The organism is Verrucomicrobiota bacterium, from assembly GCA_027622555.1.
In the GTDB taxonomy this organism is placed as follows: Bacteria; Verrucomicrobiota; Verrucomicrobiia; order Opitutales; family UBA2995; genus UBA2995.
In genome coordinates, this window is record JAQBYJ010000172.1 from 1 (window position 1) to 9,030 (window position 9,030).

The following is a 9,030-nucleotide window of genomic DNA, read 5'->3' on the forward strand; positions in this document are numbered from 1 at the left end:
CCAGCATTGAATTCTTTTTTATGAATTGGGCCCTAAGGTGGATTGCAGCTTTGGTGTTTGCCGTAACATCACTGGATGGTTCGGTTGGAAAACCGAATTTCATCATCATCCTGACTGATGACCAGGGTTACCAGGACCTGGGCTGCTACGGGTCTCCCAAAATCAAGACCCTCAACATCGACCGTATGGCGGCGGAGGGCATACGGTTTACCGATTTCTATGTGAGTGGTCCAAAATGTGTACCTTCCAGATTTTCGCTCATGACCGGTTGCTACCCGCCTAAAGTGGATTCACCGTTGCCGCTTTATTATGGTTCTCCTTTCGGGATTAATGATAAGGAAATCCTGATCAGCGAGCTGTTACAGGATAATGGATACGCGACAGCCCTGATAGGCAAATGGCATCTTGGATCGCGGCCACCCTTTCATCCGAACCGGCATGGCTTTGATTACTACTACGGCATTTTGTCCAGCAATGATCATCGAGAGAGCAAGCCTCCCTTGTTTCGTCAGGAGGAGATCATCGAAGATCCAGCCGATCAGACTACCCTCACAAAACGCTACACGGAAGAAGCCATTCGTTTTATCGAAAGCCACAATGAAGATCCCTTTTTCCTCTACCTAGCCCATGCCATGCCGCACAAACCCCTGCATGTTTCCGAGTCGTTTAAAGGAAGATCAGAGCGAGGCCTCTTTGGAGACACCATTGAGGAAATCGATTGGAGCACCGGACAGATCCTGGAAACCCTGAGACGGCTGGGCCTGGACCAGAAAACCCTGCTGCTATTCTATTCGGACAACGGACCCTGGTTGACGCTCGGTGATCACGGCGGCTCCGCTCTGCCCCTCCGGGATGGAAAGTTGTCCACCTATGAAGGGGGTGTGCGGGTGCCTTTTATTGCCTGGGGGCCCGGCTTTTTTGCAGGTGGAACAACCTGCGATGAAGTTGCGATTTGTATGGATATTTACCCTACATTAGCAGCCATGGCCGGAATACCGGTTCCCGAGTCTCAAATGGTGGATGGCAAATCCTTATTGGAATTGTTTGAGGATCCCGAGAAAGCAAAGGCGCCGCACGAATTTATCCTCTACTACAAGGAGAAACAACTGATAGCTATTCGAAAAGGTAAATGGAAGTACCATTGGCCCTCCTTGTTCAATCAATTCCACAAGGACGGTGAGCTATACGATCTGGAAGCCGATATCGGCGAATCGAATAACCTGGTCCGCATGCACAAGGACATTGCCAATGAATTGAGACAATTGGGAGCAAGCGCCCACCAGCGCATGAACCGCGATTACCGGCCGGGCGCCCGTTCGGAAGAAGAACCTTATGTTTGGTGATCGGTATTCAGCTGATTAATCAAAGCAAGAACTTGATCTATTTAAGCAAACCCAAAAGCAGGAACCCAAAAGCAGGGGCCAATCCTTGATTCTTGAATTGGGATCTTGACGCTTGTGTATGTTTAGAAAATGAAATTTCAAGGCTCAGGACCGAGTTCGCTACAAGTTCTCAAGCAGGCTATTCACAAATTCATCAGCTCATACTTGGGTCGCTTCTTGCCGGAAACTGGATTTCAAGGTATCCACGCTAGATTTTATAGGGGACTCGAACGTCGGGCCACTCCATCTTAAAGTCCTTCGTATTCCTGGATACCAGCATGCAACCTTCCACTCTTGCCGTGGCATAAATCATGGCATCCGGCACTCTAAGTCGATGATCCCGACGCAGTCGGATGGTTATTTCTGCAATTTCCGTGGATAACCCTACAACTTCAAATGAGGAGAGAAAACCCCGAATAACAGTTTCCTCTTCAGGCTTATGAACTCCAGCCAACACCTCGATATAAGTAACAACACTGACAACACGAGTCTCATAGCAAACAATATAACGTCAGGTCTTGACTCTTGACAAAACCTTCTTTGCTGCATTTTCTGGGACCATGGCAAGGGTATAAAACCGGCCGCATCGGTAACACATTTACCGGGCACATAGGTTACAGTTAAACTGGGGGTTATGCCCTGGAACACTGTAGACCTAATGGACGAAAAACTAAAATTCATTCACTTGCTAAAAAGTGGACGCTTCACCATCACCGAGTTGTGTCACGACTTCGGAATCAGTCGCAAGACTGGTCATAAATACATCCATCGCTACGAAGAGCTCGGAGCGGATGGATTGAGAGAGCTAAGCCGTCGAGCCCATCACAATGCACAGCTAACAGATGTAGCGGTGGTTAAGCTTATCCTGAAAGACCGGCGAAAACACCCTACCTGGGGACCTGAGAAACTACAGGATCTATTGATCAAGATCCATGGGATCGATTCCCCGCCGGCGTGCAGTACGATAGGAGATATCCTCAAGCGCAACGGCGAGATAAAATCCAAAAGACGCAAGCCTGGCTTGTATCCGGTGCGGCCCTGTGAGTTGACGCAGGCCGAGTATCCCAACCATGTGTGGACGATGGACTTCAAGGGCTGGTTTCTTTTGGGAGATGGCACGCGTTGCGATCCATTAACCACCAAGGATCTTTGCAGTCATTACATGCTAGGATGCCGTGCAATGTATAATCAGCAGTATGGGCGCACTCTCTATGGTTTTAAGTGCATGGCGCGTATTCACGGGCTTCCCGGGGTGATCCGGGTGGATAACGGGACGCCTTGGTCGAGCATCGGGTTGGGACGATTGTCCAGGCTCAGCGTCTGGTGGATTGAGCATGGAATCGCTGTTGAGTTTACCCGTCCGGGTAAGCCCCAGGACAATGGATCCCACGAGCGCATGCACAAAGATCTCAAGGCCGAAGCGACCAAGCCACCTTCAGTCAATATGAGGGCACAGCAACGTCGCTTCGACAGGTGGGTGCATACCTATAATCATGAAAGACCTCACAGGACCCTCGGGATGCTAAGACCGGCTGAACTGTACCATCCTTCAAAAAAACGCATGGGCGAGAAGGTCAAAATCCGCTATCCGAAAAACTATATCCTCAAGACAATATCGAGCAGCGGTTTTTTATCTTTCGAAGGAAAGAGTTATGCCACCGGAGAACACATGGCGAATTGCAAAGTGGGACTGTTTGAAGCGGAAGATGGCAAGATACAAGTGCACTTTGCGAATGTTCACCTAGGTAATCTCGCTTACGACGCTGATGGGGGCCGCTTCCGGCCTACGGCCTACATCAGCCCCCCTCAGCGAAAATCCCTCGACAAATCCAACCCTAAAAGAAAGAACTAAAGTGTAACCGATGCGTCCGGATAATGTGTTACCGATGTGCCTGTTGTACCATTCTCGTCCTTGGGGTGAAAGATGGGGTCATACCTTCATTATTGACAAAACCAGTTGCGCATCTTGCTTCTTAGGCATGGCCCGGAAGTTGGGAGTGCAGTTCGGTCGGCAATAGTTGGTTAGCCACCGATCTGGGAATGGGACGTCCTGCCTTGGTAAGTCGGTATGTGGGAAGGTTGGAGTTGATAAAAAAAAGATGGGTGAAGAAAAAGGAAAGAATTTTGTCAAAAATGAAGATATGACCCTCTGCTATGGCCCTCCATTCTCGAGAGACAAGTGGTCTCATGTTGTTATGACCTTCGAAGGGTTCAACAACTTCGGAAAAAATGCGGTCGCCAAGCTATACATCGACGGAAAATTTCACAACGACCTCACCGGCTGGGACCAGATCTACACCTGGAACATTGATGTCGCCCAGATCCGTCTTGGAGTAAACTTCGTCGGTGCCATTGACGAACTCTCCCTGTTCAATCGAAATTTGTCACCAAGGGAAGTGGCCGACCTTTATGCGCTTGAGGACGGAGTGACGTCACTACTCGATTGATCGACTGAATAAATGCGGAAGAAATATATTCTTTTCGATAACGACGGAGTCCTTGTCGATACGGAATACTGGTATTACATGGCTACAAAACAGGCTTTGTCCGAAGTGGGAATCCACATCGACCGGGACCAATTCATGACTTATATGGTTAGTGGAAAAACCACTTGGGACTTGGCAAGGTCGCAAGGAGTCGATGAAGAAACTATTCAAAACAAAATGGTGGACCGTACGAGGTATTATCAAAATTGCCTTCGAACTGAGGACATCGAGATTCCCGGCGTGGAGGAGGTTTTGAAGGAGTTGTCGCAAACTTACAAAATGGCCATTATCACTACCTCGCATAGAGAGGACTTTGAAGTAATCCACAAAGACCGTTCCATCGCTTTCTACATGGATTTCGTCCTCGTTCGGGAGGATTACATTAACTCCAAGCCTGACCCCGAACCTTACCTGGCAGGCTTAAATAAATTCGGAGCCAATCCCGAACAGGCGCTGGTGGTTGAAGATTCCGAGCGAGGCCTTGTGTCCGCCCTTGCAGCCGGCATTGATTGTGTCGTGGTGCACAACGATTTCACCAAGAGCCACGATTTTTCCAAAGCCACCTACAAAATCAAAAACTTGGACGAGCTACCAAGACTATTGAAAGAACACGGGCAAACACTCAAGCTCCCATAATTGAGGCGACCACATGCCCTTCATTGACGTCGACCCGTTCAGGACGACCTTTGTGCATGTATACGACTTTAGTGTGATCCAAACCCAATAGGGCGAACATCGTGGCGTGTAGGTCATGCACGTGGACCTTGTCTTCGACAGCGTAAAGACCTAGCTCGTCAGTGGAACCGACTGTCGTTCCTCCGTGCACTCCTCCTCCAGCCATCCACATGGTAAAACCGGTTGGATTGTGGTCCCGGCCATCACCTTTTTCGCTCATGGGTGTTCGGCCAAATTCACCTCCCCAGACCACCAGGGTTTCTTCTAATAAGCCTCGACGCTTCAAATCCTGGATGAGTCCCACTATTGGTTGATCCACCGCAGCACACAGCTCGCTGTGGTCTTTTTCAATGTGATCGTGACTATCCCATTTACTACCGGCGCCATGGTAGAGTTGGATAAAGCGGACGCCACGCTCAACCAACCGGCGGGCCAACAGACAGTTTCTTCCGTACACTTCCGTCTCTTTTCTATCCATTCCATAAAGCCGTTTGGTTTCTTCCGTTTCAAGGGATAGGTCCACGGCTTCCGGAGCTTCGGCCTGCATGCGATAGGCCATCTCGTAACTGCGAATACGGGCTTCCAGATCCGTATTGGATTCACGCCCCGCCAAGTGCTCCGCATTGAGTTGATTGATAAATTCCAGTTTCTGACTTTGCCGGTCCATGCTGAATCCCTGGGGAGGATGAAGATTTGCAATCGGCTGCACTCCACTTTCCAGCAGCACTCCCTGATGAGTAGAAGGCATGAAACCCGCACCCCAGGAACGGGCACCGTTTACGACCATGGCATCCGTATCCTTGATCACGACAAAGCCAGGCAAATCGTTATTCACGGATCCCAGCCCGTAATCTACCCAGGAACCTAGCGAGGGCCGTCCGCCAAAGACCGAACCTGTATTCATCTGGCAAACGCCGCCGGCGTGATTGATACCGTCAGACACACAAGACCGGATCACACAGAGTTCATCTGCAATCTTGCTGTGATTGGGTAACCAGTCGGAAATCCACAAACCACCTTCTCCATGCTGCGCCCATTTACGCCTTGATTCGAGCAGCGGCGAACTGGCCTCACCCATCGCCGTAACCGGTTTTTCAAAACTTTCAGGTAGCGGTTGGCCGGCCAGTTTGTTGAGAAGCGGTTTCGGGTCAAAAAGGTCCAGGTGGCTGGGCCCTCCTTCCATAAAAAGCCAGATAATATTCTTTGCCCGGGCGCGCGCATGCGGAATTTTTGCAGATCCGAATTTCGAGGCGTGGGCCAGAGGAAGACCGGTCAATGCGCTTAAAGCCAGGGAACCGAATCCGCAACCGGCGGTGCGGAGAAAATCACGCCGGGAAAATGGATTGTCGTAATGATGGCAGGGCATATCTAATGCAAATACAAGAATGCGTTGGACGTTAGGAGAGCATGACAAAAGTCGGTAACAGCTCCAAAGAGCGGATCCTGAGCTTTTTCAAGTTTAGTGGGCAACAACCAGGATGCTCCATCAGGAATCGCAGTATGAGCGTTCGATCCGGAGAACTGCCAGTTCCACCGGCCTTCAGGATCGAGCCTGGAACTGATAAATAAATCTGACTCTGCCAATGCATAATCGGCAATGGAGAGCCGGGCAATCTGACCATTCCACAAATGCCCTTCATCGTCCCGACCTCCAAGAATAGTCTTCGAGCCCGAATAATGAATACGGTTGGTAATCGCATGTGCAACCGTTCTGCTTTCGAGAGGTGAATAGGGATCCGAAAGATCCTTGAAGTAAAATACAACACTCCCGCCGCCACGCTCATCATTCTGTTTACTGGCAGTTATCGCAGCCGCCAAATAAACCGGTTTTCCCAAAGGCACACGGAAACCGGAAGGAACCACTTCATACTCCATGTTACCGGCGCTATTCTCGCCGACAAGTTGAACGATAAAATTCCGCGGATCATATTTCGACCGGGTACTGGTCACACCGATACTCCAGCCTCCCCTTTCGTGATCCCCGTTCCATCGGGAGATCAGCGTGTTGACACTGGCATCCTCATGAAGGCTATCGAGAATAACCACCGCTTCCACCGTAAACGAGTCCCCAGTAATTTGCAGATCCGGGAGAACCAGGCGCTCGTAAGGGCTACCCGATTCAAGGTGAAGAGCCATATCCCCCAGAGACAAGGAATCATCGACCGAGGAGAATCCTTGCTGAATGGAGAACAGTGCCGATTCCTTGGAATCACTCATCCTCGGCACTCCGAGCAACTCCTCCTTCAACTTTTTTTGCTGGTTGGAAACAAATTCGATAGCCAATCGCAACTCCTCCTCAGACGCAGGACGATTATAAGCGATTTTGAAAGCCTCCGCCACCTGTTCATCGGTGATCTGGCTTGTATCCACCCCCAGAACACGCTTTGCGAAACTTGCAGCCCGTTGCAGTGGCCAATCACTATTCACCAGAAGCAACGATTGTATGGGAGTCGTAGTCTGCAAGCGGTCAGGCGCGGAATCGAATCCCTGTGGCGCATCAAAACTGTGAAGAAATTTTTCAGGACGATTACGCTGCTTTTTCACATACACACTGCGGACCGGCGAATCCCCTTCCTGGCTCGGACCTCCCGAACGGTATTCCATTTCTCCTGAGGCAACCAGCATGGCGTCACGCGCCTGCTCCGCACTGAGCCGGGTTGGAGGAAAGCGCCACAGTAGTCGATTGCCAGGGTCGACACGACTTGCCTGTTCATCTGGTTCACGAGCGGCAGTTTGCAGATAGGTCGCACTGGTCATAATCAAGCGGTGAATCGGTTTCAATTTCCAACCGTTTTCAATGAAGCGTGAGGTTAACCAATCTAACAGTTCCGGATGGCTGGGATCTTCACCCAGAGTGCCAAAGTCATTGGGTGTAGGAACAATGCCTTTGCCAAAATGATAATGCCACAGGCGATTGGCCATCACGCGAGTGGAGAGTGGATTCTCAGAGTCAGCGATCCAATTTGCCAAAGCCATCCGGCGTCCAGTGGTCGTTGCAGTCGGCTGGATGTCGGGCTTGGGATACCCTAACAGAGTCAGAAACGCCGGATCAACGACTTCCTTTCCATTACGCCCACCCAAGAAAGTAGGCACGGCTGAAGTTGAAATGTCGGTTGTAATAAATGCTTCCGGCGGCTCAACCGGTTTGCTTTTCTCGAGTTGCTTTAATTCTTCAAGCAAGACCTGGTAACGGGCAACTTTTTCAGGCTCTTTCGCTTTCAGCTCTTTCAGATAATCAACCCTTCCAGTCTGATCAATCACCTGCTTTTCGATTAACTCCGCCATCTGTTTTTCGTAGGATGAGCGATCAGCAAAGTGCTTATTAAACATTTCCTGAATGTCGGGTGGAAATTGTTTTATGGAATAGTCCCGCGTGGCATGATAATACGGCTTTTTGATTTCACGAATCTCCGCTATGATTGGACCGGCCTTTTCATTCCAGAGGGCCAGCTCTGCTTCGTATAGCGCGAGCGCTTCCGGTGTCGCCAGTTTCTTTCCATCGGGCCAGTAGATGGTTGCGAGGAAGGACTGCAGAGCGTAGTAGTCCTTTTGAAGTATAGGATCGAATTTGTGATCGTGGCACTGAGCACAACCAAACCCCAGTCCGAGGAAGGCTTCACCGGTCACATTGGTCATTTCGTTAACTATCAATTCCCAGTGAAAGCGTGCATCACGTTGATTATACTCATAAACGCCATTACGAAGAAAAGCCGTGGCGATAACCGTGTCCGGATCGTTGGCATCAATTTCGTCGCCTGCCAACTGCTCCCGAATAAACTGATCGTATGGTTTATCCTCATTGAATGATCGGATTACCCAATCCCGGTATAACCAAACGTCTTTCCTGTAACCATCTGCCCGATACCCGTCTGATTCCGCGTAGCGAGCCACGTCCAACCAATGTTGGGCCCAACGTTCTCCATACCGCGGACTGTCCAGCAAAGTGTCTAATAATTCTGCGTAGGCCGCGTCGAAGTCCCTGCCCGCTGCAGTAACAAACTGGTCTACCTGGTCCGACGCAGGCGGCAAACCATGCAGGTCGAAATACACTCGGCGAACCAACTCATAGGGATTCGCCGCAGGAGCCGGTTGTAATTTTGCCTGGTTCAATTTCTCCAGAACAAATTGATCAATGGGATTACGACCCCAAGAATCACCCTTGGAGGCGGGAACCTCTGGATCACTTAATGGCTGAATCGCCCACCAATTGTAATCCTCTTCAGTGAAGGGAAATTCTCCTGCGGGGGTAGATCCATGAATCGTCGCCGAAACGGCCACCGCTAAAACAACTCCAAAGACACTACTGATTCTCCGCTTCATTGTGCAGGAAACATGTCCGGAAAGGTTCATGTGAAGAGGTGGCAACATATTTTGGGGTTTTGGAAGACGAATTTTGTCCTATGACCTAGTTTAATATTATCCTAAATCCGTGAGATAATTGAGTTTGGCCGCAGGTCAATTTATTTCTGGCCACGATGCGGGATTTT

General features: G+C 50.0%; 7 protein-coding genes. 4 read left to right on the forward strand and 3 right to left on the reverse strand.

Features of this window, described 5'->3' with window-relative positions:
* Nucleotides 1-20 precede the first annotated feature (20 nt).
* Nucleotides 21-1,343, forward strand: coding sequence for a sulfatase (locus O3C43_23665; protein MDA1069483.1), 1,323 nt, complete (start codon nt 21-23; stop codon nt 1,341-1,343).
* A 247-nt stretch (nt 1,344-1,590) separates the two neighbouring features.
* Here the strand turns inward: O3C43_23665 and O3C43_23670 are convergent, their stop codons facing one another.
* Nucleotides 1,591-1,887 carry a PIN domain-containing protein gene (locus O3C43_23670; protein ID MDA1069484.1) on the reverse strand — a complete coding sequence of 99 codons (297 nt, stop codon included), beginning with the start codon at nt 1,885-1,887 and terminating at the stop codon, nt 1,591-1,593.
* A gap of 129 nt (nt 1,888-2,016) precedes the next feature.
* On the opposite strand from O3C43_23670, the gene O3C43_23675 reads away from it, so the two are divergent.
* The 3 genes from O3C43_23675 to O3C43_23685 all read left to right on the forward strand — a co-directional run bounded on the left by O3C43_23675 (nt 2,017) and on the right by O3C43_23685 (nt 4,504).
* Nucleotides 2,017-3,234 carry an integrase core domain-containing protein gene (locus O3C43_23675; GenBank protein MDA1069485.1) on the forward strand — a complete coding sequence of 406 codons (1,218 nt, stop codon included), beginning with the start codon at nt 2,017-2,019 and terminating at the stop codon, nt 3,232-3,234.
* 247 nt (nt 3,235-3,481) lie between these two features.
* On the forward strand, nt 3,482-3,829 hold the full coding sequence (locus O3C43_23680) for a hypothetical protein (protein ID MDA1069486.1): 348 nt from the start codon (nt 3,482-3,484) through the stop codon (nt 3,827-3,829).
* Between the two features lie 12 nt (nt 3,830-3,841).
* On the forward strand, nt 3,842-4,504 hold the full coding sequence (locus O3C43_23685; GenBank protein ID MDA1069487.1) for an HAD family phosphatase: 663 nt from the start codon (nt 3,842-3,844) through the stop codon (nt 4,502-4,504).
* Here O3C43_23685 and O3C43_23690 read toward each other — a convergent pair.
* Both O3C43_23690 and O3C43_23695 read right to left on the reverse strand, forming a co-directional pair.
* Nucleotides 4,491-5,909: a DUF1501 domain-containing protein gene (locus O3C43_23690; protein ID MDA1069488.1), complete on the reverse strand. Its 1,419-nt coding sequence runs from the start codon at nt 5,907-5,909 to the stop codon at nt 4,491-4,493. The two genes, O3C43_23685 and O3C43_23690, sit on opposite strands and share 14 nt — an antisense overlap.
* Before the next feature lie 2 nt (nt 5,910-5,911).
* Complete coding sequence (locus O3C43_23695; protein ID MDA1069489.1) at nt 5,912-8,863, reverse strand: DUF1549 domain-containing protein; 2,952 nt, start codon at nt 8,861-8,863, stop codon at nt 5,912-5,914.
* Nucleotides 8,864-9,030 lie beyond the last annotated feature (167 nt).